Raw genomic sequence first — 25,661 nt, 5'->3', positions numbered from 1 at the left:
AATGGAGGGAATATGGATATTCCTGATTGAGCAATGAGAATAATCTGACAGCGATAGCAGATCGGCTAAGGCTGTCAGATTAGGGATAATTCACTGAGTAAGGTATGAGATCTTACCAGATAGGGGAAGGAAGTTTAGACTCTAGATCTTTGATGTAATTTTTTAAATGTTGAATATGCAATTTTAGTTTAAAGATTTTATAGTCTTCAACACTCATCGTTGCTGCAACTTGGTTTTGTAATGTTTTACATTGCTCTCTAAGAATTTGTAATTCCAATTCTAAATCAGAACGTTCTTCTTGAGCATATAACTCATTATAATAATCTTGCATATCTTGAGCGAACTTAGTGCTATATGCCCCTGTATTTTTATTATAGAATTCCGCTTCATTATGATCAAAATGTGAAACAAATAACTCATAGTCGCTCTCGGTCATTCCTTTATAAGTAAGGTAATAATCTTTTTCCATTGCTTTTAAGATGGAAAAAACATCATTTATATATGCATATGAATCCGTTTGATCTTGAAATAAATCAGCATATTTTCCTAAATATTTATTAAATACTTCTTCCCCACCATTTATTATCTTATGAATTTCATAAATAGGGATGGCTTTTTCATTTTGGTATTTAGATTGATATTTGTCTATTGCAATACTAAACCTAAATTTAGGGGTGATGATAGTAATAATATTTAAGTGATATAACAAATAAATATGTCCGTTATAATTCTCGCCCCAATCTGTTGTGTATTTCCCTTGAGATGGAATAATATAGAGACAATGATTATTACTAATCGGAATATCGTAATAACTTTGAAAAATTATTTCTAGCCCATAAGAAAATTCAGATAACACAGCCTTATGTGTTGTCGTTTTTGAGAGTTTATCAATAAATAAAACCCTGTCTAGGGATGTGTAACTAAAAATATCTTTATGTGGTGAATTAAAGAATCGAGTAAATTCATCAATATTTTTAAATACGATATCAACAAACGTTTTTTGTTTTTTATCTGAATATTGATTATATAGTTCATCTTTATAGCTAGTTTTCGTATTATGCTCGATAATATAGAATTCATACTGTTCTCCTTTTCCATTTTCTTCGTATTTATGCTCAAGGATTTTCACATTATGATATTCTTGATAATGAGTATATGCTATCCACTCAGCGGGTGGTTTATCTAATCCTAATTCTTTGTAAGGCTTATCTACAAGTAAAAATTCACTATAGTGACAATATTCATCTTTTAGATAAGGAAAAATATCACTAAGATCTGAGCCGTCTATTTCTAATAACTTATTCATCTTACATCTCCGAATAGATTACTAACTGAGGAAGTCTTTCTTTAGCGTCATCATTACCATTGTCCGCAGCCATTTTCGCCCAATGGTATGCGAGATATTCGTTTTGTTCTACACCTAATCCATGTTCATAGAAATAACTAATACGTTCTTGAGCTTCAGGATTATCGATAGATTTTCTATACCAATGTAATGCAGCGGAATAATTTTTTTGTTTTTCATAGGTGAGTGCCAATAAATAACGGCTTGTTTCTTCTCCTGATTCAGCAAGAAGTTTAAGCCATTTTATATATTCATTCTCATCTCGATATTCATAGAAATCAGATAAGGTGATTTGCCATTCAATTTCACCATCTTGCGCAGCTTGTTTTGCATTTTGTAAACTTTTATAGGTATTTACCGTGAGACTATTTTTAATGAACTGCTCCCATTTTTGTTCTGATGATATGTTATGCTCATCGTCTTTTTCTTTTAAACGTAGAATATATTCATTATCAGAATGTCTTCTATAAAAACGATCTAAATAATCTTGGGCAATAAGGCTACCTTGCTTGATAGCAAGATGATAAAAATAAATAATCAGCGGTTTTAAATCATCAGAAATATAGCTAAGCTCTGATGCTGGTTTGTTTTTTATTTCATACTCAAAATCTAGTAAAAGTTGGTATGCAACCTGCATAATGTACTCATTATTCCGACAAATTTGATTATATCGTTCTAGTGTGATGGCTAAAGTTTCAGAGGCTAATACATCGCCTTTTTTACTTGCAAGAGCAAGATGTAAAACGCCTGAAAAATTATCATTCTGCAATAAACACATCCCAAGTATACGTTGAGCAACCGTATTTTCTTTTTCCGCACCCATTTGGGCATAATTGGTCGCTTTATTTATTTCTTTGGCAAGCGTAAATTGGTAATCATCTGGTTCATTTTTGCCATTGAAATATAACTCAGCTAATCTAATTTGTGCATCAAGATAGCCTTGTTCAGATGAACGTTCATACCATTTAATAGCTTCTCTATAATTAAGCTCTACACCTATATTATTTTCATAATGCCACCCAACAATAAATTCTGCGGCAGGATCACCCCGTAAAGCGGCTTTTTTATTCCAGTAAAACGCGAGTTTTAGATCTTGAGAAATAGCAAATCCATTGAGATAGTGCCAACCAAGCATTTTTTGTGCATTAATATCGCCATAGTCTGCGATTTTTCTGAGTAAATTAATTGGGGTAGTAATGTAGTTAGGAATGGTATTTAATGCTTTTATCATATTGATTTACCTTGGGAGGTGAGAGTGTACTATAATATGAAATTATATACTAATCGTATCATTATGCTATGTATATTGTAAAGAGCTATCAGCCTTTCGGCTTTTTGATTTTGGGTACACTGTGAACGAAAGGGGTAAGCCTGGCAAATAGCTAGGGTTAGATTTGTAGGTATGATAGCTTTTTCTTGTTGTAGTGCTTTAACAACTTTTTTCTTCTCGCACTTTTGCCACCTCTTGGTTAAGTATATCAATGTACTGATTGACACATACTTCAAGTTTTCCTTTTTTTGATACGCCTATTAGATCAATCCTCTAGCAAGAAGCCTAGAGATTTGTCAGTGGTCTGATCTGCTCCTTGAGCAGTTTGGTTATTTAATCCAACTTTTAAGAGCAGAGCATAATACACCTGATTTTTTCCTTATTGAAAATATCCTTTCCAAATCTCCCCAATAAACAACCGCACTTGGGCAAATTCTTCTGCGGCAACAATGGATGGTTGACCGAGTAAATTGAGATGGTGAATGCGGTTACGCAAAGACGTATAGCTCTCTTTTAACTTTTCTGCGGTTTCAAGGGAAATAATTTGATGTTCAGCCATAATATCAAAAATCCGAACATTGTCTGACCAATATGCCAAATCAGGCTTTTGTGGGGCGTTAGCCAAAACCAGATATTGGGCAATGAATTCAATATCGGTAATCCCTCCACGGTCAGTTTTAATATTAAATTTATGTTCATCGTGGTTTGCTAAATGTTCATACATTTTTTCACGCATTTCACGGACATCAATTTTTAACCGGTTCAGATCCCGTGGTGCAGAGAGTAATTGTTGGCGTAATTGTTCATAACGTTGGCGTAATTCTGCCGAACCATAAACTGCACGGCTACGGACTAAGGCTTGTTTTTCCCAAGTCCAAGCTTCGTTGCGTTGGTAATCTTCAAAGGCAGCGAGTGAACTACAAAGCACGCCAGCATCGCCCGATGGACGCAAACGCATATCTACTTCGTAAAGCACGCCGGCACTCGTATTCATACTAAAAATACTGATAATTTTTTGTACCAAACGAAGATAAAACTGGTTGCTGTCGATTTGCTTTTTGCCGCCCACCGTCCAACTGTCTTGGCGATCATATAAACACACCAAATCCAAGTCGGATTTATAGCCCAACTCAATGCCCCCTAATTTCCCATACCCGATCACCAAAAAGCCTTTATCATTTGGTTGTAAATGTTCAGGTGTGCCAAAGCGCGCGGTCACTTGTTGCCATGCAAGATTTACCACAGCTTCAATAATGGCTTCCGCCAAATAAGTGAGATGATCGCTGACTTTCATTACAGGCAACACGCCCATAATATCCGCCGCCGCAACACGTAATAAAATGGTTTGCTTAAATTGACGCAATGCGTTGATATATTGCTCTTCATCATCTTCAGGCAAACGCAACAAATATTGGTGCAATTCATCTGCGTATTGGGTAAATGGCGGCGGATTAAGCAACGTTTGGCTATAAATGAGCTCATCGAGCAAAATCGGATGACGAGCCACTTGCTCGGCAATCATTTGTGATCGCGCACAAAGCTCAATCAATTGGGTTAACGCTTGAGCATTTTCTTGCAACAGTTCTAAATAGGTGGTGCGCGACAGAATTTTCTCAATAATATTTAACAGTCGCGGTAAAAGAACGCGATATTCCGAATGTTCAAACACTTGCGCAAATAAGTTTGGCATCAATAAGCCCAACACTTCGCGCCCACGAACGCCAATAGGACGGCGCGCTAGGCTGGCTCGAAATTGCGCCAAAGTATTGTCAATTTCATCAATGATGTCATCTGCAATCCCTTTTTTGCTCAAGACGGTTAACAAATCATCGTGATTGAAATCTGCTTCTAAAAAATCTGACCATTCGCTTTCATTGTCGCTTTCTTCTTTTTCATTTTCATCACCAATTAATGAATGAAAAACAGACCGCACTTTTTGGTGATGCATCTGTAAAACGGCGTAAAATTCATCCCAATTTTGAATGTGCGGTTGAATTTTTTCAGGTTTTTGATCCGCATCCCATTGGGTATATTCCGACATTGCCGCCACAATACGTTGGCGATTAAGCTCGTCCGTTGGCAATTGCTGAGTTTGTTTATCATCAGTGGCTTGTAGCACATTTTCTACACGGCGCAAAAAGAGATAGGCATTTTGTAGATCTTGACGTTGTGTCGTGGTTAACAGCTGTAACCGCTCAATTTCAGGCAATAATTTCAACAATTCGTGTTGCTGTAAGCGGATTTCTCGCCCACCGCGCATCAGCTGAAACACCTGCACAATAAATTCAATTTCACGAATCCCCCCCGCGCCCAGTTTAATATTATCTACTAAACCACGGCGGCGAACTTCGCGTTCAATTTTATTTTTCATATCGCGCAAAGACTGAATGACGCTAAAATCAATATAACGGCGATAAATAAACGGACGCAGTAGCTGGCGCAAGATGTTTACATTAGGATCATCCGATTTTGCCCCTAAAATCCGTCCCTTGATCATGGCATAGCGTTCCCAATCGCGCCCTTGTTCTTGATAATAGGTTTCCATGGCGGAAAAACTTAGCGCAAGTGCGCCGCTATCCCCAAAAGGACGTAAACGCATATCTGTGCGATACACAAAACCATCCGGTGTAAACTGATCCAAGGCGTTGATCAAACGTTGACCGAGACGGGTAAAGAATTTTTGGTTATCCACACTGCGGCGTGCGCCCACGGTTTCGCCATTGCTTGGATAAGTAAAAATCAAATCAATATCGGAAGAGAAATTAAGTTCAAAACCGCCTAATTTCCCCATACCCAGAATATAAAGTTGTTGCGCGTTACCCTTGGCGTCCATCGGGGTGCCCATTTCTTGACAAGCTTGTTGATACAGCCAATCGCGTGCCCCTATAATCAAACTCTCTGCCAGTTGCGACAACCGAATAAAAATCTCTTCCACCGTGCCTAAATTGAGCGTTTGACACATGCTCAGTTTCGCCATTTCGCGATTACGAAATTGACGCAAAATACGGTTAAGTTGTTCTTCCGTTTCCACCTGTTCAAGCAATTGTGCTAATCGCGTATCGTAATTGTCGCAATCACAAAGTTGTGGAATCGCCTGCCAGCATTGAGCTAAAAAGTGCGGTTGTTTTTTGAATACTTCTACCACAAAATCAGACATGGCAATACATTGTAAAAGTGTCGTGCGATTAGGGTGATTGTGCTGAAAATTAAAAGTAAATTGCTCAGGAAATTGTTCACAAAGAAAATCCGCCAGTTGATTTAACGTGCTTTCAAATGGGGTAGTGGAAAGTAACATTTTACATCCTTGGAAGAGAAAAATTGATGCGCTTATGATACAAAAAAGTGCGGTGAAATTCGACTGGAGTTTTTGTTTTGTGATGTATATTCCAAAATGAATTAAGCTGGCTTGAAGCGTTCATTTACAAGTGCATAATCTCTTCATATAATAACGAACAGTCAAATTAGATAATGAAAATTGAATTTGATAATGCTAAAAATCAGCGTAATATTGAGTTACGAGGATTAGCGTTCATTGATGCCGGAAAACTTGAATGGTCAACTGCAATGATTTGGCGAGATGAACGATTTGTATATGGTGAAGAGCGTTTTTCTGCATTGGCTTATTTAAATAGGCGTTTGCATTTCGTTGCATTTACCTTTATTGATGAAGGCATTCGCGTGATAAGTTTTCGGAAAGCCAATAAAAGGGAGATTAAAACTTATGAATTACAGCAATGATGAAGAATTCAATATTGCTGAGCGTCCTTTAACTCAGCAAGAACTCAATAAATTTCAACCGATTGAAAAGGTATTGCCTGCAGATAAGCTTTCCATTTTGTTAACTCATCAAGCTGAAATGGAAAAAAAGGGAGTTATTAAGCCACATTATAAATCCACGAAACAAACTGTAACACTTCATTTACCCTTAGATGTTGTTGAAAAATTTAAATCTACAGGAAAAAATTGGCAAGCTAAAATGAACGAAGTATTGCGTCAATATTCCGTGAATTTATAGCGTCTGTTCATCTTACTCATTTCAAGTAATAAAGACAGGGCAAAAGCCTGTCTCAGACCAATGACATACCCTATACGAGCCGTATAGGGTTACTTAATCTGAGCCGCTCTGCGGCTCTTTCTGTCAGCCCCAGCGGGGCTGGGCTTAATGAACCTAGCACGGCTCGTGCTAGGTGGTTTCTCAAAGATGAACTTTGTCAGTAATCTGAGACAGGCACAAAGTCTGCCTTTATTATTTTGTCGCCGCTTTCATTTCACGTACAAATTCCGCTAATTCAGCTAAGCATTGCGTGTGATTATCGAGATTGCGCTCGATAATTTTTACCGTTGCGGAACCTGAAATAGCACCGCTGGCACCTAGTGCGAGTGCTTCTTTGACCTGTTCAGGTTTAGCGATACCGAAGCCTTGTAAAATAGGCGCACTGTGGTTGGCTTTGAGTTGTTCTACAAGGGTATCCAAGTTAGCCGCATGGGATTGGTTTTCCGCACTGGTTACCCCGGCGCGAGAAACTAAATACGTATAGCCTTCGGTTTTTTCTGCCACGCCGGCAATGGTTTGTGCATCCGCATTAGGTGGACAGATAAAGACAGGCTGGATGCCATATTTTTTTGCGGCTTGTACATAGTCTTCACAGGCAAGTAATGGAATATCTGCTACTAACACCGCATCAACCCCTACGTCAGCGCAACGTTGATAGAAGCCATCAAGGGTTTGGGCATAGATTAAATTGGCACAAAGCAACAAGCTAATAGGAATTTCAGGATATTTTGACCGCACTTTAGCGAGCAACTGAAAACTTTCTTCTGTACTACAATGAGCAGCAAGCGCACGATTATTGGCAGCTTGAATAACAGGACCGTCTAATAATGGATCCGAAAATGGGAAACCTAATTCCAATGCGTCTGCACCATTGTCCACTAGGGTACAGATAATCTCAAAACTGCGGTTAAAATCAGGATCGCAAAGGGTAACAAATGGTACAAATGCCCCTTCATTTTTAGCTTTTAAGTTGGCAAAAGCCTGTTCAAAACGACTCATTAGATTTCCCCTTTTTCTGTTAAAATTCTGTCCACTGTAAAAATATCTTTGTCCCCACGACCGGATAAATTGACGACAAGTAATTGTTCTTTATCCGGATTTTCTTTAATCATTTTTAAGGCTTGCGCCAACGCGTGAGAACTCTCAAGGGCCGGAATAATCCCTTCGTGTTTGGCTAAGGCTTGGAAAGCATCAAGGGCTTCATTGTCCGTAATGCTTGGATATTCTGCGCGCCCAATGGAATTTAAATAGGCGTGTTGCGGCCCCACAGAAGGGAAGTCAAGACCTGCCGAAATACTATAAGATTCTTCAATTTGACCATCTTTTGTTTGCATAATAGGCGATAACATCCCAAAGTAAATGCCGGGATTGCCATGACCGAGCGGCGCACCGTGTTGCCCTGTTTCAATGCCTTTGCCTGCCGGTTCAACACCAATTAAACGTATCGATTTTTCATCAATAAAATCGGCGAACATGCCGATAGCGTTAGAACCACCGCCAACCGCAGCGATTACCGCATCAGGTAAACGCCCTTCTTTTTCTAAAATTTGGCGTTTAGTTTCAATGCCAATCATTTTTTGAAATTCGCGCACAATGGTCGGAAATGGATGTGGGCCTGCGGCTGTTCCAAGTAAATAGTGGGTGGTTTCATAGTTTGCTGACCAATCACGCATCGCTTCACAGCAAGCATCTTTCAAAGAACAAGACCCTTTTTCCACCGGAACCACTTCTGCCCCCATTAAACGCATACGGAAGACATTCGGCGATTGGCGTTCAACGTCTTTCGCGCCCATATAAACGCGACAAGGCATATCCAACATCGCGCAAGCAAGTGCCGTGGCAACGCCATGTTGTCCTGCACCTGTTTCCGCAATAATACGTGTTTTGCCCATACGTTTTGCCAGCAAGATTTGACCTAATACTTGATTGGTTTTATGCGCACCACCGTGGAGTAAATCTTCGCGTTTAAGATAAAGTTTGGTTTTTGTCCCTTTGGTTAAATTACGGCAAAGGGTTAAGGCAGTCGGACGGCCGGCATAATTTTTTAACAGATCCGCAAATTCTGCTTGGAAACTCGGATCTTGTTGTGCTTCCACAAAGGCTTTTTCCAGTTGTTTTAGCACAGGAACTAAAATTTCGGGGACATACATACCGCCGAATTTTCCGAAATAGGGGTTAAGAAGGGTGTTTGTCATTATTTATTTCCTTTTTTAAATTAAAATCGTATTTCGCCGATGGCGACTTACTTTTTCTTTGCTTGTGCAAAGCAAAAGTAAGCAAAAAGAAAGCACACCCCGACTTCGCTGCTTTTCCTCGCTTATTTGAAATTTTTTTAACGCAAAATTCCAGAACTCGCTTCGCTCAAACATACTGAATTTTGCTAAAAATTTCAAAACGCTCGGGCTGCTCAGACGGGGATCCTATTCGCCATTATTTAGATGATGAGATGTTACATTTTATTTTGTCAAAAACTGCGGTTAGTTTTTCGGGGTTTTTTATGCCTTTTCCGCTTTCTACACCTGAGTTGAGATCGACACCTAAGCAATGTTGTTGTAGGGCGAGATCGATATTATCAGGGCTGATTCCGCCGGCAAGGATAATTTTATCTTTTAACTCCGTTGGGATTTTTGACCAATCAAAGGTTTTGCCTGTGCCGCCTTGTTGGTTGCCGATCTTGCTGTCTAAAAGGTAACGGCTCACTTCAGGAAATAGCGGAATTTCTACCGCACTTTCTTGTGTTTCAACATCAACGGAAACCGCTTTCCAAATTTGGATTTGTTCCGGTAATTGGGCACGAAGTGCGGTGATAAATTCTGCGTTTTCGTCACCGTGTAACTGAACAGCAAATAGATTAAGTTGTGACGCTATTTTTACAATAAATTCAATAGGTTGATTTTGAAATACGCCTACAAAACGAAGCGGGGCCGTTGTCACTAATTCTTGCGCCTGACGCAATGAAACTTGGCGTGGTGAACCTTCGGCAAAAATTAATCCACCGTAAAGCGCACCATGATGGTAAACCGCTTGAACATCTTGCGCTCGCGTTAAGCCACAAACTTTATTTTCGCCAAAAATCACCGCACGAACGGCGTTATTTAAATCCGCATTGCCCATTAAACTGGAACCGATTAAGAAACCGTGGGACACGGATTTTAGCGATTGCACTTGTTGATGTGTGTAAATGCCCGATTCACTAATAATCCGAACATCCGCAGGAATCTGATCGGCGTATTTGTGTACCAAGGTTTTTACGCGGTTTAAATCCACCGTTAAATCGTGCAGATTACGATTGTTCACCCCAATAATTTGAGCGTTTAACGCCAGCGCACGTTCAAATTCCGCTTCATTGCTGGTTTCTGTCAGAACGCCCATACCCAATTGGTGCGCAAGTGCGGCTAATTTTAGATAGGTTTCATCATCCACCACAGATAGCATTAACAAAATCGCATCAGCTTGGTGATAACGAGCGAGATAAACCTGATACTCATCAACCATAAAATCTTTGCAAAGCACAGGCTGTGTCACAATATCGCGGACGATTTTGATGTAGTCAAAATTCCCTTGGAAATATTTTTCATCCGTCAATACAGAAATCGCTGAAGCGTAGTGTTTATAGACATGGGCAATTTCCGCAGGGTTGAATTCACCACGAATTAATCCTTTTGACGGCGAGGCTTTTTTACATTCCAAAATATACGCAGGATGTTGATGCGAGCCTTGCCCTAAGGCCACATAAAAACTGCGGTCAGATTTTGTAATGTTTTGCTGAAAGTCGGTAAGGGGAAATTCTGATTTTTTGTTTTTTACCCATTCGATTTTGTCAGCGACAATTTTTTGTAATATTGTGGGGGTGTTTAGTTTCATGTTTTTTCTTATTTAGTTATTAATATTTCGTCAGTGCTTCAAGTGTGTTGTATGCTTTGCCGGTGGCGAGGTGTTCTAACACTTCTTGAGCGTTTTCTCGAATATTCTCATAGCCGAATAGTTTCATCAAGAGTGCGGTGTTCATGGCGACCGCTTGATTGTGTTCGGCTTTGCCTTGACCTTTTAAAAGTGCGGTTAAAATTTGGGCATTTTCCAAGGGTTCGCCACCGCGTAGGCTTTCGAGTGGTTTGGGTTCGAAACCGAAATCTTTTGGTGACAGATCATAGTATTCAATTTGACCATCACGTAGTTCAGCCACTTGAGTTTTGCCATGAATGGCGACTTCGTCTAAACCACAACCGTGGACAATAATGCTGTGCTCATGGTTTAAACGTGCGTTGGTTTCGGCGTAAGGTTTTAATAGCTCAGGAGTGTAAACGCCCAATAATTGACGCTTAGGATCCGCAGGGTTAATTAAAGGACCTAGGATGTTAAAGATTGTCCGTGTTTTTAGGGCTTGGCGCACAGGAACGGCATATTTAAATCCCGTGTGATATTTTTGGGCAAAGATAAAGGCTAAGCCGATTTCATCTAAGGCTTTTCGCGCATTTTCTGTGCTCATATTAATGTCTACACCTAAGGCGGTAAGCAAATCACTGGCGCCGGTTTTGCTCGACACACTGCGATTGCCGTGTTTCGCAATTTTTAATCCCATACTGGCGCCAACAATGGCCGAAGCTGTTGAAATATTAATGGTATTGGCACCATCGCCCCCTGTTCCCACAATGTCTGCAATAGGGTAGTCAGGGGTGGGAAATGGCTCGGCTGCACTTAAAAGTGCGGTCACTGCGCCTGTAATTTCTTCGATGGTTTCACCGCGTAGTTTTAAGGCAATCAACGCGCCAGCCAGTTGTTCGGGCAAGATTTCACCTTTTACGATAGCGGTGAATAGGGTTTGGGATTGGGCTTGGGTTAGTGTTTTTTTATCAAAAAGTGCGGTTAAGATGTTGGTGATTGGCATAATAATTTCCTTATTTCTTATTATTGTGTGTTTGTAGGGGCAAAAAATTTTTTGCCCTGAAAATTCATGATATTTTTGGGGAAGGGCGAAAAATGTTTCGCCCCTACAACCGCAATGAGTACTTACCTGTCCAGCAACCAATTTATGGATTGTTCTAGCAATTTTGAGCCTTGCACGGTAAGAATACTTTCCGGGTGGAATTGGAACGCGCAGATTGGCAAGGTTTTGTGGCGGATGGCCATAATAATTTGGTTGTATTCTGCGTTGACGATAAATTCTTCAGGCAAATTTTTTCCCATTAATGAATGATAACGCGCCACTGGCATTGGGTTTTGAATACCTTGGAACATCGCTTGCTCATCATGGGTGATTTTGGACACTTTGCCGTGTAACACTTCGCCTGCGTGGACGACTTTGCCGCCAAAACTTTCAATTAACGCTTGATGACCTAAACAAATGCCTAAAATTGGCACCGCGCTTTTAACGCGTTCAATGAGCGCAAGCATATTGCCTGCTTCGGCAGGCGTGCCGGGGCCGGGGGAGAGCGCAAGGATATGGTTTGGTTGTTTGCAAAGATTTTCCAAAAAATCCACATCACAATCATTGCGATAGATTTTTACTTCATGTCCCAGACTACGAAATTGATCCACTAAATTATAAGTGAAAGAGTCAAAATTATCTAAGAATACGATAGTTGCCATTTTTTCACCTTATTTTGAATTGTTAATTTGCATAATGGCGTTGAGCACGGCGCGTGCTTTGTGACGTGTTTCGTCTGCTTCCATTTGCGGATCGGAATCTAATACTTCGCCACAGCCTGCTTGCACATAGGCAATGCCGTTTTGTACAAAGGCGGAGCGGATGACGATACAGGTATCAAAATTACCGTCTGAAGATAAATAACCGACTGCGCCGCCGTAGCTGTGTCGTTTTTGTTGTTCAAATTGGTAAATCAGTTGCATGGCTTTGATTTTTGGTGCGCCGGTGAGCGTGCCCATATTCATGCAAGCTTGATAAGCGTGTAGCGCGTCTAATTCAGGACGAAGTTTGCCCACCACACGAGAAACTAGGTGCATAATGTGAGAATACCGATCCACTTGCATCAAGTCTTTTACTTGGCGCGTGCCGCTGTCACAAACGCGAGCAATGTCATTGCGCGCTAAATCCACTAACATTAAATGCTCTGCCAATTCTTTTTGATCCAAGCGTAACTCTAACTCTAAGCGCGCATCTAATTCAGGATCGATTTGACCATTGGCATCAAAACCGCGCGGACGAGAGCCGGCAATAGGGTAGATTTCTAATTGACGGGTTTGCGTGCTGAATTTCAATGCACTTTCAGGGGACGCACCGAATAGGGTGAAATCCTCGTCTTGCATATAAAACATATATGGACTTGGGTTATTTTGTTTGAGTTGACCATAGGTTGCAAGAGAATTCGGGCAAGGAATACTAAAGCGGCGTGACGGCACAATTTGGAACACATCACCCATATAAATATGCTGTTTAAGTGCGGTGATAATTTGTTTGAATTTATCGTCATCAAGATTAGGAACAACTTCGGTGCCGGCACGTTGGATTGGTGGCAACGGTTTGAGATTTTTTAAATCTTCTGCAATTTTCGCCGCACTTTGTTGTAAATTGTCCGCTTCTTTACTGCTAAAACAGAAAGTCTGTAGCGTTGCTTGCTGAGTTTGATGATTTAATCGAAGTAAATTTTCCGCTAAATAGAAAACATAATCAGGACAACTTAAACCATCATCTTTAAGCTCAATATTCGACATTGGAATAAAATTTGCCACTAAATCATAGGCAAATAATCCGCCTAAGAAAATTGGCGTTTGACTATGGGCATACAGATTATTCACTTGGCGTAAACCGTCAAAAATGGTTAAGGCTTGTAATTTGCTGTCTTCATCTAAGTTTTGATCAGGCGCGGAAAATGTGACAACCAATTCATCGTCTTTCGGTTGTTGAACCTGACAAGGCAATCCCCATAGATTTCCTACAAGATGCTTTAAAACCGTGCTGCCATTTTCTGTTAACGCTTTAAATGTGACGCGGTTACCTAAACAGGTGATTTTTAATGCCGCGTTAATTAAAAGCAGGCTGTTTAAGCTGTTTTTACTGGAAATTTCGGCACTTTCGAGCAACAGGCTATTGGCGCGTTGACCGCAAAGGGTGTGGAACACTTCCGTTAAGTCTGCGTGATAATCGACAGGTTGATGAAATACTTGAATATAAGGTTGAAACATAAGGACCTCTTGTCTCAAATGAATTTTGTACTATTAAACTAGTACAAAAAGAGTTTGTCAAGTAGGAAATATAAATAAATTTACCGCAATAGGTTTTGCGAAAATTTAATGCGTGAATTCAATAAAAACGGTATTATTCGCTTTCTTTTTATTGTGAACAAGGAACAATTATGTGGTCTGAAATTTTAGTCGGATATGGTATTTTTATTTTAGAAATTCTTACCATTTTATTGGTGATTGCGGGCATTGTGGTGGTGATTTTTGCCTTAAAACAGAAAAAGCATGGTGTACAAGGCGAGTTAGACATTACGGATTTATCGGAAGAATTTGAAGAAAATCGTAAAAAGTTACAGGATTTTCATTTAACGGAAGATGAGTTAAAAGAACAGGAAAAGCAAACGAAAAAAGCAGAAAAAGCCAAAGCAAAAGAAGAAAAAGCGCGCCGTAAAAAAGGGGAAGTGCTGACAAAAGACGTGAAACCAACTTTATATGTGCTGGATTTCAAAGGGGATATTCAAGCGTCTGCAACGGGATCTTTGCGTGAAGAAATTACGGCGATTCTTGCGGTGGCAAAGCCTGAGCAAGATGAAGTGTTATTGCGTTTAGAAAGCCCGGGTGGTGTGGTTCATGGTTATGGTTTTGCGGCATCTCAACTAATGCGTTTGAAACAAAAGGGGATTAAACTTACGGTTGCCGTGGACAAAGTGGCAGCAAGTGGCGGTTATATGATGGCTTGTGTGGCAGATAAGATTGTTTCTGCGCCATTTGCGATTATTGGCTCTGTAGGTGTGGTGGCACAAGTGCCGAATATCCATCGTTTGTTGAAAAAACACGATGTGGATGTGGATGTAATGACGGCGGGTGAGTTTAAGCGTACGGTGACGGTATTGGGCGAGAATACGGAAAAAGGCAAACAAAAATTCCAACAAGAATTAGAAGAAACCCATCAGTTGTTTAAGGAATTTGTCTCGCAAAATCGACCGCACTTAGATATTGATAAAATTGCAACCGGTGAACATTGGTTTGGTACGCAAGCCTTAGGGTTAAATTTAGTGGATGAAATTCGTACCAGTGATGATTTTATTTTACAGGCACTAGAGAGCAAGTCTGTGATTGGCTTACATTACAAACAAAAGAAATCTTTCATGCAGAAGCTTGGAAAGCAAGCGGAAGAAAGTGCGGATAATATTTTGTTGAACTGGGTAAAACGCCATCCGAAGACCTATTTATAAAGATTTAACGTGCTTTCTTTACATTAATTGACAAAATTCTTGATGATAAGCATATATTTTTATTTTACTTTTTGAAATCTTCCTATTATTATAAACATCCTGATGAATATTAGGATTCATTGTTTCTGGGGATACTAGATTTTTCTAGTTACAGTAATTAATTAATTTCCAAATAGGGAACAAACATGAAACTATCACGTTTAGCATTCACTGCTGCTGCAGCATTTACTATTGCTGCATGTGGCAACATTAGCAACGTCACAGATGAAGGTACGCCGGCAGGTGATACACCTGAAGAAGCGATCAAAAACTTAGTGTGGCCAAAAATTGAAGATAATACCCATAACCATGATGGTACACAATACGGTACGTGGCCTAACTGGGATAACGTTCGCATGATCGAACGCGGTATGGCGAAAGATCAAATTCGTCATTTAATTGGCGATCCACAACACGCTGAAGGTTTATACTTTGTTCGTGAGTGGGACTATACATTCAATTATCGCGAAAATGGCGAACATAAAATTTGTCAATATAAAGTATTGTTTGACAAAAAAATGCAAGCGCAAAGCTTCTTCTGGTATCCAAACGGTTGTAACGGTAATGCAGGTTTCACTTTAAGTGGTGACTTCTTATTTGATTTTGATAAATCAAACTTAACACCAAAAGGTCAAGAGGTCGTTGATAATGTTGCTGCTCAACTTAAAAAATTAGGTTCTAAATCAGTTAAAGTTGCTGGTTTCACAGACCGTTTAGGTTCAGAAGAGTACAATTTAAAATTATCACAACGCCGTGCAGATACAGTGAAAGCACGTTTAGCACAACAAGGTGTTGTAGCGCAAATTAATGCGGTAGGCTATGGTAAGGCACAACAAGTTAAAGCTTGTGACGGTATTCCGCATGGTCAAGAGTTAAAAGACTGCTTACGTCCAAATCGCCGTGTAGAAATTAGTGCATATGGCACACCTATCCGAGATGAAAAAGAAGTGAAAGTGGGCGGCTTAGAAGGTCCAACACCACTTTACCAAAAATAATTGAGTTTATCTCAGTTAAAAGGGCTTCATTGAAGCCCTTTTCTTTTATCTGCTAGGGCTTGTTGATGTTTTGAGGCTGTAAGATCATCAATAAGTGTTTATTTAATATCCCGGCATGGCAGAGCCATACTGGGTTACTCATAAATCAGCCCCTTTGGGGCTGAGAATTAGAGTGGCAAAGCCACTCAACTATGCGTAACCTAGTACGCATTTTGCGTGCTAGGTATAAAATAGTATATTTTATAAGCACAAAACATCAACAAGCCTTAGTAACATTGTATCAAAAATACAAGTTTAAATTTCATCATTTAAAATCAATTGGATTAATTTACGTGTTAATGCAACATAATGCTCTTTAAATCGATGACTAAAATTTAATAAATAATAGAGCTGATAAACCGGTTTACGTTGAATATAACCCTTGTCTAATGGAAAAGTGCGGCAATAACTTTCATAGAATTCCATTGGGAATGGTTCAAATAACTCAGTGAAAGCCAGATCGCATTCTCTGTCTCCCCAATAAACAGCCGGATCATAGGTTGCGATTTTACCATTGACTGAACCGCAATTTTCAATCCAAAGATTACCATGCAATAGGGAAGGTTGCGGTTTGTGTTTGAGCAATCGCCCTGCACATTTTTCTACAATGGTTTTGATGTTACCAAAATCAATGCCTTTCTCTTTGCAAATTTCTAATTGCCAACCGATGCGCTGATCGGAAAAGAATTTTGCCCAATTATCACGCCATTCATTCGGTTGATAAACAGGACCTAACCAAGTATCAAAGTCCAAACCATAACGTTCAGGCCCTTGAATTTGATGTAATTGTGCCAGTTTTACCCCAAATGCTGAAAATTCTTCATTTGTTGGTTTTTGAAGTGCAAGATATTCCAACAATAAAAAACTATGGCTGGAAGAGCAACCTACACCGTACACTCTAGGCACAAAGAGCGTATTGGTTTTGGCAATTAACGCCAATTGATCCGCTTCTGCACGAAACATCGAGCGATAAGATTTTTCATTGGTTTTCGCAAAGACAGGTTGCACACCATCATCAATCACCCAAGCTTCATGCATTTCACCGGTATGCACTTTTTCTTTGGATTTAATGTTGTAATAAGCGCCGAATTGATCAGCCAATACTTGAGAAACTGATTTCCACATAATCGCCTCCTGAAATTACATGCAATGAAATTTTTTTCCATAATAAAAGAAAATTTTTCAATAATCTGTGACGTAGTTCAAACTTTTAATGAAAAAATAGGAATACAAGGTGTTTAGGCACAAGAACTGCTAGAAAATATAAAAAACTATGCTAGAATCAATCCACCTGTCGATGGTTTGTTGTTTGAACCATGCAAAAAGTGCAGTAGGATGTTGCACTTTTTTCTCCAATTAGGTCATTTGTAAAATATGACATGGATTTTGTTTAATTTAGTTGTTTAGGATGTACAATGAGCAGTAGAGAAGTCTTAGAGCAAGCCGCCCAACGTGTAGGCATTGCGCCCTCCCATTATGATATTGATGGTCATCTTATTTATGCAAGCGATGAAAGCTTAGCCTATTTTACTGAGCTATTACAGCCGCCAAGCTTAGAGAATAAAGATGGCATATTTGATGATGTGATAGTGATCAAAGAAAGCGAACCGATTTCTTATTTCCCAAATTCGCTTCATTCCGTGTCAAATGACACACAAAGCGCGGTCTTTTCAGCGCAACTTTTCGATGAAAACGGACAGTCCTTGTCTGAGCAAACAGTTTCTTTTGATAAACCTTTTTCTTTCCCTTCTTTGCCTTTCGGCTATTACACCTTGCATTTTTCATCTGCTAATTTAGCTTATCGCGTTCGTTTGTTGGTTCGTCCACAAACCGCCTATCAGCCGCCATTATTCAATGAGAAAAAAGCTTGGGGATTAAATGTACAACTTTATTCTGTCCGTTCTCAGAAAAACTGGGGTATGGGGGATTTTGCCGATTTAAGAACTTTAATTGAACAAGGTGTGCGTTATGGTGCGGATTTTGTGGGAGTTAATCCGTTACATTTACATTACGGAACCGCGCCACAATATGCCAGCCCATATAGTTCAGCCTCTCGCCGTTGGCTCAATTACTTATATATTGCGGTAGAGCAATTACCTGAATTTAGCCTTTGTAAAAGTGTTCAAAATTGGTTCAACCAAGATGAGATTCAAAAAGAAGTTGCGCATTTACGTGCCGGCGATCTTGTGGATTATCCTGCGGTAAATCGTCTCAAAACCACCGCACTTGAACAACTTTTCGCTTATTTCCAACGTGCGAAGTCGGCACAAATTGTAGAACGCCGTAAGGAATTTGCGGATTTTGTGAAGAAAGAAGGTGAAGCCTTACAACAATTGGGCTTATTCTGCGTATTGGATCAAGAAGCACACACACAATCGCCTGATGAAAATAAAGTGGGTTGGTTAGGTTGGTGTGAAGAGTGGCAAAGCATGACGGCTAAAACGCGCCAAGCCATGATCAAAAAATACCAAAGCAAAATTAGTTTCTATGCTTGGTTGCAATGGGTTGCACAAACGCAATTAGCCGAATTGCAACAATTATGCCGCGATTCGGGGATGAAATTAGGTATTTATGGTGATTTAGCGGTAAGTAGCTCACGTGGTAGTGCCGATGTTTGGACAGATCCTGAGCTATTCTGTCTTAAAGCTTCAGTGGGCGCACCACCTGATCCATTAGGCCCTGTCGGACAAAACTGGAATATTCCGCCTTACAATCCGTCTGTCTTAAAAGCGCGCGGCTTCCAACCATTTATTGATTTACTTCGCGCCAATATGCAATTTTTCGGCGTATTACGCATTGACCACATCATGGGATTATTCCGTTTATGGTTAATTCCAGAAGGCAAAACCGCCGCTGATGGTGTTTATGTGCATTATCCATTTGACGCATTAATGAGTATTCTTGCCATTGAAAGTCAACGTAATCAATGCTTAGTGGTCGGCGAAGATTTGGGCACGGTGCCGGATGAAGTGCGGTGGAAATTAGACGAGTTTTCTGTTTTCTCTTACTTTGTGTTGTATTTTGAACAAAAACATCATCAATTCCCACAAGGTAAAGACTTCCCGCGCAAAGCCTTTGCCACCATTGGAACGCATGATGTGCCGTCCCTACAAAGTTTCTGGCATTGTCGTGACTTAGAACTATTTGGTGCATTGGGCGTATTACAAGGTGATGCGTTGAAAGCAAAATATGATCAACGCGTGATTGATAAACAAGCATTATTAAATACCTTGCACCGCGATCATTATTTGCCTTCGGATTATTGGGGTGATGCGCTTTCTATGGCGATGCATGGGCATCTAAACTGGGTATTACATCAATATTTGGCAAACAGCAACAGCAGTTTAATTGGTGTTCAGTTAGAAAATTTATTAAGCCAAGAAGTGTCTTTCAACTTACCGGGCACTTCGCAGGAATACCCAAATTGGCAACATAAATTAGCCTGGGATTTAGATGAAATGTTCAAAAATGATCATATTCAAGCATTCTTGAACCACATTAACCACGCAAGAAAATAATAAGGATTGATTATGAGCAAATACGTTTCTCAAGGAACTATCAACGCCTTTTTTGATGGACAACATGCAGATCCTTTTTCTGTTCTCGGGATGCATGAAACCGAAAACGGTATTGAAATTCGAGCATTGCTTCCTGATGCTTCAACGGTTGTGGTATTAGACAAAGAAACACAAAGTGCGGTCTGTCAGTTAGAAAAAATTGATGAGCGTGGTTTTTTTGCCGCGGTAGTACCACAAATCCGCAGTTTTTTTGCTTACCAATTACAAGTTTTCTGGGGAAATGAATCGCAAATCATTGAAGATCCTTACCGTTTTCACCCCATGATCAGTGATTTAGATAATTGGTTGTTAGCAGAAGGTTCGCATTTACGTCCTTATGAAGTGCTAGGCGCACATTTTATGGAATGTGACGGTGTATCGGGCGTAAATTTCCGTCTTTGGGCACCGAATGCGAAACGCGTTTCTGTTGTGGGCGACTTTAACTATTGGGATGGTCGCCGTCATCCAATGCGTTTTCATGTAAGCAGTGGCGTGTGGGAATTATTTTTGCCCAAAGTTTCCCTTGGGCAATTATATAAATTTGAATTAATCGATTGTTATGGTCAACTGCGTTTAAAAGCAGACCCTTATGCGTTTAGCTCTCAATTGCGCCCGGATACGGCATCGCAAGTGAGTGCCTTGCCTGAGACCGTACCAATGACAGAGCAACGCCGTAAAGCAAATCGCAGTGATCAACCGATTTCTATTTATGAAGTGCATTTGGGATCGTGGCGCCGTAACTTAGCCAATAATTTCTGGTTAAATTATGACGAAATTGCCGATGAGTTGATTCCTTACGTGAAAGAAATGGGCTTTACTCATATTGAATTTTTACCGCTTTCCGAATTCCCATTTGATGGCTCTTGGGGTTATCAACCTATTGGCTTGTATTCCCCAACCAGTCGTTTTGGTTCACCGGAAGCCTTTAAACGCTTAGTGGAACGCGCTCATGCGGAAGGCATTAACGTGATTTTAGACTGGGTTCCCGGTCATTTCCCAAGCGATACCCACGGTTTAGTCGCCTTTGACGGCACAGCGTTGTATGAACACGCGGATCCGCGCGAAGGCTATCATCAAGACTGGAATACCTTGATTTATAACTATGGTCGTCACGAAGTGAAAAACTTCTTGGCAAGCAACGCGCTTTACTGGTTAGAGCATTTTGGTGTGGACGGTATTCGTGTGGATGCAGTGGCATCAATGATTTATCGTGATTACAGCCGCGCAGACGGTCAATGGATTCCAAATCAATACGGCGGACGTGAAAATTTAGAAGCCATCGATTTCCTTAAACAAACGAACCACATTATCCAACAGGAAATCCCAGGGGCGATTTCTATTGCGGAAGAATCCACCTCTTTTGCCGGCGTAACCCATGATTTAAACAATAACGGATTGGGCTTTAATTTCAAATGGAATATGGGCTGGATGAATGACACCCTGTCTTATATGAAAAAAGATCCGATTTATCGCCAATATCATCACAACCAAATGACTTTTGGCATGATGTACCAATATAGCGAAAATTTCGTCTTGCCACTATCTCATGATGAAGTGGTACATGGTAAATGTTCGTTGTTAGACAAAATGCCGGGCGACACATGGCAAAAATTTGCTAACTTACGTGCTTATTATGGCTATATGTGGGGACACCCGGGTAAGAAATTGCTCTTCATGGGGAACGAATTTGCCCAAGGTCGCGAATGGAATTACCAAGAAAGCCTAGATTGGTTCTTATTGGATGAAGGCATTGGCGGTGGTTGGCATAAAGGCGTGCAGAATTTTGTGAAAGATTTGAACCGCACTTATCGCGAAAATGCTCCATTATTTGAATTAGATAATGATCCACAAGGCTTTGAATGGTTAGTGGTGGACGATTATCAAAACTCGGTATTTGCCTTTGAACGCCGTAGCCGTAAAGGTGAGCGCATTGTTGTAGTAAGCAACTTTACCCCGGTTCCCCATTATGACTATCGTATTGGTGTGAATGTAGCGGGCGAATATACCGAAATTCTCAATTCCGACACCGCACTTTATCAAGGCTCAGATCTTGGCAATAAAGCCGTTGTTGTCAGCGAAGCGATAGAAAGCCACGGCAAAGCGCAATCTATTAGTATTGTCATTCCACCATTGGCAACGGTTTTCTTCCGTGTCAAAGAAGCAAAAAAGCCAAGAGTGCGTAAAGCAGCGACTAAAACTGCGGTGAAAACAACTGCTAAAACGACAGCTAAAGCAACAACTAAAGCGAAAAAGGCTGAGATTGTTGCTGAAACCGTAGAAACTGTGGCGAAAGTAGCAACTAAAAAAGCAACGAAAGCGACAGCGAAAACCACCACCAAACGTACCGCTAAAAGTGCGGAGAAAGTGGTGAAAGAAAAAGCGTAAAATGTCGTGATAGGTGACTGCACAAGCTGAAATATCGTTTGGTGAATGTCTCGAAACGTAAGTCTTGTGCAACAGCTGAAATACCTAATGGTTCGACAAGCTCACCAAACGGTATTTCAGCACATCACAAACAATGACGAAATAATCACATAGCATTGTCATCTCAAAAACAAAAGGAAAACCATGATCACAAAACAACCCATCCCACTTTCTTTAGGCTGCACGCCTTGTCGTATTTCAGGAAAACGGGGCTTTCAGTTTGCGCTGTATTCTTCGCAAGCGGCTGCGGTGGAGTTGTGTTTGTTTGATGAACAGGGGCAAAATGAACAACGTATTCCGATGATTGTGCAAGATCATATTTGGTCGGTACAGACCACAAAAGCGCAAGTCGGTATGCAATACGGTTTTCGCCTTTATCCTAAATCCGATGACAGTTTGCTTAACCCACAAAAGCTGATGTTAGATCCTTATGCGAAAGCAGTGGTGGGCAAACCTGATTTAAGTGCGGTGGAAAAATGGGCTATTTTTCTGCCACACAATGAACAAGATAACGCCGCTTTTGCGCCGAAAGCGGTGATTATTGATGACGCCTTTGACTGGCAAGATGATAAGCCATTACAAACACCTTGGGCGGAGACTATTCTTTACGAATTACATGTGAAAGGTTTCAGTCAATTAAATGAACGTTTGCCTGAATCCATTCGTGGCACTTACGCCGCGTTGGCGCACCCTGAAAGTTTGGCGTATTTGCGTGAATTGGGCGTAACGGCGGTAGAGTTGTTGCCGGTCAATTATTTTTTAGATGAACCGCACTTACAACAAAAAGGCTTGCAAAATTATTGGGGCTACAACCCGTTAGCAATGTTTGCCGTTGAGCCACGTTACGCCACTAACCCTGAAGGTGGCGCGCCTTTGCGTGAGTTTAAGGCAATGGTTAAAGCCTTGCACCAAGCGGGTATCGAAGTGATTTTAGACGTGGTGTTTAACCATTCGGCAGAATCGGAAAAAACTTTCCCAACTTTTAGCCAACGAGGAATTGATGATCGGACTTATTATTGGCAATGGGACAATGGCGAGTATGTGAATTATACAGGTTGTGGAAACACCTTGAATTTAGCCAATGATGTAACGCGCCGTTGGGTGGTGGATTGCTTGCGTTATTGGGTAGAAGAATGTCATGTGGATGGCTTCCGTTTTGATTTAGCTACGGCATTAGGACGTGAAACGCCTGCTTATAACCCACAAGCGTTATTATTTGAAGACATCCGCCGTGTGCCGTCTTTGCAACGGTGCAAGATGATCGCAGAGCCTTGGGATATTGGTGATTTTGGTTATCAAGTGGGAAATTTCCCTACGGATTTTGCGGAATGGAATGATCGTTTCCGCGATGATATGTGCCGTTTTTGGCTGTGGAAAGACGGAAAGTGCGGTGCTTTTGCCCAGCGTTTTGCTGGTTCTGATGATATTTTCCGTGGCGACAATGATGACAATAAATTGCCCCACCGTTCGGTGAATTTTATTACTGCACATGATGGTTTTACCTTAAGGGATTTGGTGAGTTACAACCAAAAACACAATGAAGCCAATGGCGAAGAAAATCGCGATGGGCGCAATGAAAACTACAGCTATAACCACGGTATCGAAGGGATTGAACCGATGATACTCGAAGTAGAACAACAACGCTTTTTCAGTCGCTGCGGTTTGATTTTTTCCTTGCTGTTATCTAACGGTACGCCCATGTTATTGGCCGGCGATGAGTTTGGTAACAGTCAATTTGGCAATAATAATGCCTATTGCCAAAATAACGAAATCACTTGGCTGAAATGGGCAGATTTCGATAAACATTTATTTAAGGCGGTGAAAACCGTTATTGGATTACGCAAACAGATTCCAAGTTTAGGTTCAGATCGTTGGTGGGACAACGATAACGTTCAATGGCTTAACCCACAAGGAAACATGATGTCCTTAGATGATTGGCACAATCATGAGGTGAAAGCAATGCAGATTGTATTGGATAAAAATTGGCTGTTGGTGCTGAACGCCAAAGCTGCATCACAACATTTTACTTTGCCGCAAGGCAATTGGAAACTTGCTTACAGTGCTGCTGAGATTTCTTTACAAGATGCCCAGTTAAATACAGAAAACCTGAATTTCTGTATTTTGCACCAAGGAGCGTTATTTTATTAATCACATGGAGGCATACTATGAATAGTCGCATTACTCAATTACCAAGCAAATTTGAGTTGGTGAAAGAAACTCTTGTACTTATTCTCGCGGGTGGTCGTGGCTCTCGACTTCACGAATTAACGGATAAGCGTGCAAAACCGGCTTTATATTTTGGGGGGAATAGACGTATTATCGATTTCGCTTTATCGAACTGTATCAACTCAGGCTTAAATCGAATTGGTGTGATCACTCAATATGCGGCTCATTCATTGTTGCGCCATTTACAAACAGGCTGGTCATTCTTACCACAAGAACGTGGTGAATTTGTGGATATGTTACCGGCACGTCAACAAATTGATGATTCTACATGGTATCGTGGCACAGCAGATGCGGTGTATCAAAATATGGCAATTATTCGCGATCATTATCGCCCGAAATACGTGCTTATTCTTGCCGGCGACCATATTTATAAACAGGACTATAGTCAAATGTTGCTAGACCACGTTTCAAGTGGGGCAAAATGTACGGTGGGTTGTATTGAAGTACCACGAGAAGAAGCCTCAGCCTTTGGTGTAATGGCTGTGGATGAAAACTTAAAAGTAAAAGCCTTCGTTGAAAAACCGAAAGATCCCCCAGCGATGACAGGCAAACCTGAAGTGTCTTTAGCATCCATGGGCATTTATATTTTCAATGCAGATTATCTCTATGATGTCTTAGAGCGTGAAGTTAATACGCCATGCACATCACATGACTTTGGTAAAGACATTATGCCAAAAGCCCTTGAAGAAGGGGTGCTTTATGCCCATCCATTTAGCCGTTCTTGCATGGGACGCAACACCGAAGGGGAAATCTACTGGCGTGATGTGGGGACATTGGATAGTTTCTGGCAATCTAATATCGATTTAGTGTCAGAAAATCCGCAATTGGATATTTACGATCAACGTTGGCCGATTCGTGGTAACCCGGTACAAACCTATCCGTCAAAATTCTTTTATAAAAATTCCAATGTGAAACCGGTGGATAACTCGCTTATCTCCGGTGGCTGTGTGATTACCGATGCGTCTATCAGCAATTCCGTATTATTTGATCGTGTAAAAGTCAATGAAGGATCTTCGGTAGATTATTCCGTTGTCTTACCACAAGTGACCGTAGGTAAAAACTGTGTGTTAAGAAACTGTATTATTGATCGCCACGTTGTTATTCCTGACGGAATGCAAATCGGTGTGGATATTAACGAAGACCGCAGACGTTTCCGTGTCAGCAGCACGGGCAAAGTGGTGTTAGTAACCGAAGCTATGATTAAAAAATTAAATGGCGAAACGGTCGAATCTGAAGCACATTTAGATTAAAATAACGCCTAAAGTGCGGTGGTTTTTGTTATCAAATTTAATATTTAGCACTGATAAAGGAACCCTATACAGCTTGTATGGGGTTTATCA

The 25,661-nt window shown here is 40.6% G+C and carries 18 protein-coding genes; 8 read left to right on the top strand and 10 right to left on the bottom strand.

Annotation, left to right across the window (positions count from 1 at the left end):
* Nucleotides 1-112: 112 nt before the first annotated feature.
* From E7T07_RS03975 to glnE, 3 genes are all read right to left on the bottom strand, one after another.
* Nucleotides 113-1,306, bottom strand: coding sequence for a hypothetical protein (locus E7T07_RS03975; RefSeq protein WP_135709627.1), 1,194 nt, complete (start codon nt 1,304-1,306; stop codon nt 113-115).
* 1 nt (nt 1,307) lies between these two features.
* Nucleotides 1,308-2,576: a tetratricopeptide repeat protein gene (locus E7T07_RS03970; RefSeq protein ID WP_135709626.1), complete on the bottom strand. Its 1,269-nt coding sequence runs from the start codon at nt 2,574-2,576 to the stop codon at nt 1,308-1,310.
* A 418-nt stretch (nt 2,577-2,994) separates the two neighbouring features.
* Entirely contained in the window at nt 2,995-5,910 is a 2,916-nt protein-coding gene (gene glnE / locus E7T07_RS03965) for a bifunctional [glutamate--ammonia ligase]-adenylyl-L-tyrosine phosphorylase/[glutamate--ammonia-ligase] adenylyltransferase (protein ID WP_135709625.1), read from the bottom strand.
* 173 nt (nt 5,911-6,083) lie between these two features.
* Between glnE and E7T07_RS03960 the strand changes: the two genes are divergently transcribed.
* Both E7T07_RS03960 and E7T07_RS03955 read left to right on the top strand, forming a co-directional pair.
* On the top strand, nt 6,084-6,353 hold the full coding sequence (locus E7T07_RS03960) for a BrnT family toxin (RefSeq protein WP_135709624.1): 270 nt from the start codon (nt 6,084-6,086) through the stop codon (nt 6,351-6,353).
* The gene (locus E7T07_RS03955) at nt 6,337-6,630 is read left to right on the top strand and encodes a BrnA antitoxin family protein (protein WP_135709623.1); all 294 of its coding nucleotides are present in this window, start codon (nt 6,337-6,339) and stop codon (nt 6,628-6,630) included. Before E7T07_RS03960 ends, E7T07_RS03955 begins: the two co-directional genes overlap by 17 nt.
* Before the next feature lie 231 nt (nt 6,631-6,861).
* Here E7T07_RS03955 and trpA read toward each other — a convergent pair whose 3' ends face one another.
* The 6 genes from trpA to trpE all read right to left on the bottom strand — a co-directional run bounded on the left by trpA (nt 6,862) and on the right by trpE (nt 13,809).
* The gene (gene trpA, locus E7T07_RS03950; protein WP_135709622.1) at nt 6,862-7,668 is read right to left on the bottom strand and encodes a tryptophan synthase subunit alpha; all 807 of its coding nucleotides are present in this window, start codon (nt 7,666-7,668) and stop codon (nt 6,862-6,864) included.
* Nucleotides 7,668-8,864, bottom strand: a complete 1,197-nt coding sequence (trpB, locus tag E7T07_RS03945) for a tryptophan synthase subunit beta (RefSeq protein WP_135709621.1) — start codon at nt 8,862-8,864, stop codon at nt 7,668-7,670. Before trpB ends, trpA begins: the two co-directional genes overlap by 1 nt.
* Before the next feature lie 235 nt (nt 8,865-9,099).
* Nucleotides 9,100-10,533 carry a bifunctional indole-3-glycerol-phosphate synthase TrpC/phosphoribosylanthranilate isomerase TrpF gene (gene trpCF, locus E7T07_RS03940; protein ID WP_135709620.1) on the bottom strand — a complete coding sequence of 478 codons (1,434 nt, stop codon included), beginning with the start codon at nt 10,531-10,533 and terminating at the stop codon, nt 9,100-9,102.
* Between the two features lie 19 nt (nt 10,534-10,552).
* Nucleotides 10,553-11,554: an anthranilate phosphoribosyltransferase gene (gene trpD / locus E7T07_RS03935; protein ID WP_135709619.1), complete on the bottom strand. Its 1,002-nt coding sequence runs from the start codon at nt 11,552-11,554 to the stop codon at nt 10,553-10,555.
* Nucleotides 11,555-11,676: 122 nt separating this feature from the next.
* Complete coding sequence (locus tag E7T07_RS03930) at nt 11,677-12,255, bottom strand: aminodeoxychorismate/anthranilate synthase component II (protein WP_135709618.1); 579 nt, start codon at nt 12,253-12,255, stop codon at nt 11,677-11,679.
* Nucleotides 12,256-12,264: 9 nt separating this feature from the next.
* Entirely contained in the window at nt 12,265-13,809 is a 1,545-nt protein-coding gene (gene trpE / locus E7T07_RS03925) for an anthranilate synthase component I (RefSeq protein WP_135709617.1), read from the bottom strand.
* Nucleotides 13,810-13,979: 170 nt separating this feature from the next.
* On the opposite strand from trpE, the gene sohB reads away from it, so the two are divergent.
* Nucleotides 13,980-15,041: a protease SohB gene (sohB, locus tag E7T07_RS03920; RefSeq protein ID WP_135709616.1), complete on the top strand. Its 1,062-nt coding sequence runs from the start codon at nt 13,980-13,982 to the stop codon at nt 15,039-15,041.
* 185 nt (nt 15,042-15,226) lie between these two features.
* The gene (locus E7T07_RS03915; protein ID WP_135709615.1) at nt 15,227-16,075 is read left to right on the top strand and encodes an OmpA family protein; all 849 of its coding nucleotides are present in this window, start codon (nt 15,227-15,229) and stop codon (nt 16,073-16,075) included.
* A gap of 294 nt (nt 16,076-16,369) precedes the next feature.
* Here E7T07_RS03915 and E7T07_RS03910 read toward each other — a convergent pair whose 3' ends face one another.
* Entirely contained in the window at nt 16,370-17,239 is an 870-nt protein-coding gene (locus E7T07_RS03910) for a fructosamine kinase family protein (protein WP_135709614.1), read from the bottom strand.
* Between the two features lie 290 nt (nt 17,240-17,529).
* Here E7T07_RS03910 and malQ point away from each other — a divergent pair, with 290 nt between their 5' ends.
* The 4 genes from malQ to glgC all read left to right on the top strand — a co-directional run bounded on the left by malQ (nt 17,530) and on the right by glgC (nt 25,571).
* Nucleotides 17,530-19,632 (top strand): 4-alpha-glucanotransferase, encoded by a 2,103-nt coding sequence (malQ, locus tag E7T07_RS11080; RefSeq protein ID WP_135709613.1) that lies wholly within the window; start codon nt 17,530-17,532, stop codon nt 19,630-19,632.
* Nucleotides 19,633-19,644: 12 nt separating this feature from the next.
* Nucleotides 19,645-22,056, top strand: a complete 2,412-nt coding sequence (gene glgB / locus E7T07_RS11075) for a 1,4-alpha-glucan branching protein GlgB (RefSeq protein WP_135709612.1) — start codon at nt 19,645-19,647, stop codon at nt 22,054-22,056.
* Nucleotides 22,057-22,239: 183 nt separating this feature from the next.
* Complete coding sequence (glgX, locus tag E7T07_RS03895; protein WP_135709611.1) at nt 22,240-24,243, top strand: glycogen debranching protein GlgX; 2,004 nt, start codon at nt 22,240-22,242, stop codon at nt 24,241-24,243.
* A gap of 17 nt (nt 24,244-24,260) precedes the next feature.
* Nucleotides 24,261-25,571, top strand: coding sequence for a glucose-1-phosphate adenylyltransferase (glgC, locus tag E7T07_RS03890; RefSeq protein WP_135709610.1), 1,311 nt, complete (start codon nt 24,261-24,263; stop codon nt 25,569-25,571).
* Nucleotides 25,572-25,661 lie beyond the last annotated feature (90 nt).

This window comes from Actinobacillus porcinus (genome assembly GCF_901764995.1).
Taxonomy (GTDB): Bacteria; Pseudomonadota; Gammaproteobacteria; order Enterobacterales; family Pasteurellaceae; genus Exercitatus; species Exercitatus porcinus.
Note: the sequence above shows the minus strand (reverse complement) of the source record. Positions and strands in the feature narration are given on the sequence as shown.

What these genes read in the sequence shown, in the direction of transcription:
- E7T07_RS03975 (WP_135709627.1), bottom strand. Translation starts at nt 1,306, where the DNA reads ATGAATAAGTTATTAGAAATAGACGGCTCAGATCTTAGTGATATTTTT.
- E7T07_RS03970 (WP_135709626.1), bottom strand. Translation starts at nt 2,576, where the DNA reads ATGATAAAAGCATTAAATACCATTCCTAACTACATTACTACCCCAATT.
- glnE (WP_135709625.1), bottom strand. Translation starts at nt 5,910, where the DNA reads ATGTTACTTTCCACTACCCCATTTGAAAGCACGTTAAATCAACTGGCG.
- E7T07_RS03960 (WP_135709624.1), top strand. Translation starts at nt 6,084, where the DNA reads ATGAAAATTGAATTTGATAATGCTAAAAATCAGCGTAATATTGAGTTA.
- E7T07_RS03955 (WP_135709623.1), top strand. Translation starts at nt 6,337, where the DNA reads ATGAATTACAGCAATGATGAAGAATTCAATATTGCTGAGCGTCCTTTA.
- trpA (WP_135709622.1), bottom strand. Translation starts at nt 7,668, where the DNA reads ATGAGTCGTTTTGAACAGGCTTTTGCCAACTTAAAAGCTAAAAATGAA.
- trpB (WP_135709621.1), bottom strand. Translation starts at nt 8,864, where the DNA reads ATGACAAACACCCTTCTTAACCCCTATTTCGGAAAATTCGGCGGTATG.
- trpCF (WP_135709620.1), bottom strand. Translation starts at nt 10,533, where the DNA reads ATGAAACTAAACACCCCCACAATATTACAAAAAATTGTCGCTGACAAA.
- trpD (WP_135709619.1), bottom strand. Translation starts at nt 11,554, where the DNA reads ATGCCAATCACCAACATCTTAACCGCACTTTTTGATAAAAAAACACTA.
- E7T07_RS03930 (WP_135709618.1), bottom strand. Translation starts at nt 12,255, where the DNA reads ATGGCAACTATCGTATTCTTAGATAATTTTGACTCTTTCACTTATAAT.
- trpE (WP_135709617.1), bottom strand. Translation starts at nt 13,809, where the DNA reads ATGTTTCAACCTTATATTCAAGTATTTCATCAACCTGTCGATTATCAC.
- sohB (WP_135709616.1), top strand. Translation starts at nt 13,980, where the DNA reads ATGTGGTCTGAAATTTTAGTCGGATATGGTATTTTTATTTTAGAAATT.
- E7T07_RS03915 (WP_135709615.1), top strand. Translation starts at nt 15,227, where the DNA reads ATGAAACTATCACGTTTAGCATTCACTGCTGCTGCAGCATTTACTATT.
- E7T07_RS03910 (WP_135709614.1), bottom strand. Translation starts at nt 17,239, where the DNA reads ATGTGGAAATCAGTTTCTCAAGTATTGGCTGATCAATTCGGCGCTTAT.
- malQ (WP_135709613.1), top strand. Translation starts at nt 17,530, where the DNA reads ATGAGCAGTAGAGAAGTCTTAGAGCAAGCCGCCCAACGTGTAGGCATT.
- glgB (WP_135709612.1), top strand. Translation starts at nt 19,645, where the DNA reads ATGAGCAAATACGTTTCTCAAGGAACTATCAACGCCTTTTTTGATGGA.
- glgX (WP_135709611.1), top strand. Translation starts at nt 22,240, where the DNA reads ATGATCACAAAACAACCCATCCCACTTTCTTTAGGCTGCACGCCTTGT.
- glgC (WP_135709610.1), top strand. Translation starts at nt 24,261, where the DNA reads ATGAATAGTCGCATTACTCAATTACCAAGCAAATTTGAGTTGGTGAAA.